This window comes from Limisphaera ngatamarikiensis (assembly GCF_011044775.1).
Classification (GTDB): Bacteria; Verrucomicrobiota; Verrucomicrobiia; order Limisphaerales; family Limisphaeraceae; genus Limisphaera; species Limisphaera ngatamarikiensis.
Window position 1 is genome coordinate 649 of record NZ_JAAKYA010000080.1, and the last position, 592, is coordinate 1,240.

The window sequence follows — 592 nt, forward strand, 5'->3', positions numbered from 1 at the left end:
TATGCCGGTTACGGGCCCGCAGTGCACTTCCGCGCCATTGCACAGTACGAGGGTCGAATGTGGGATCTGGTGTGTCCCAGGGACCGGAATCGAGTGCCGGCGGATCGAGCGATGTTGTCGGATACGAACGTCTCCTATTTTCTGAGCGTGAACCCGCCATGTGGTGTGGTTGATCGTCAGGTGCTGTCTGCCATGGGGACAGCCCGGTGGGTGCTGGCAGGAGATCGGCGCGTGTGGGTGGACGGGGCGCTTCGTCGGGCGGGTTGGAGGGAGGAGCGTGCTCTGCATGGAGAAAGGGGGTACATTTTGTTTCTCGACGGCCGGGTAGAGAGTCTGGACAGCGTCGAGCTGCAACGTGCGTTTGAAGGAGCCGGTAATTGGACGAATCGGCTGGCGATTCCACCTTGAGATCAGGGGGTTCGCTTGTGGACTGGTGCCGGTTTTTTCTTTGGAAAAGCCGTAACGGGCCAGTTGGTGTGCGGGAGCGGAGCGTTGGCGACAGGGACGGCGGCCGGGGAGCTGATCAGCGAGCAGTGGGTGGGGGGTGAGCTGGACGGGGTGCGGGTGACCAATCAGGTGGACGGGTTGGGCC

At 62.5% G+C, this 592-nt stretch carries 1 protein-coding gene; it reads left to right on the plus strand.

The annotated features are described in order from the left end of the window. On the plus strand, positions 1–408 hold a 408-nt coding region (locus G4L39_RS12025), incomplete at its 5' end, for a hypothetical protein (protein ID WP_205880986.1). Between the last annotated feature and the right edge of the window lie 184 nt (positions 409–592).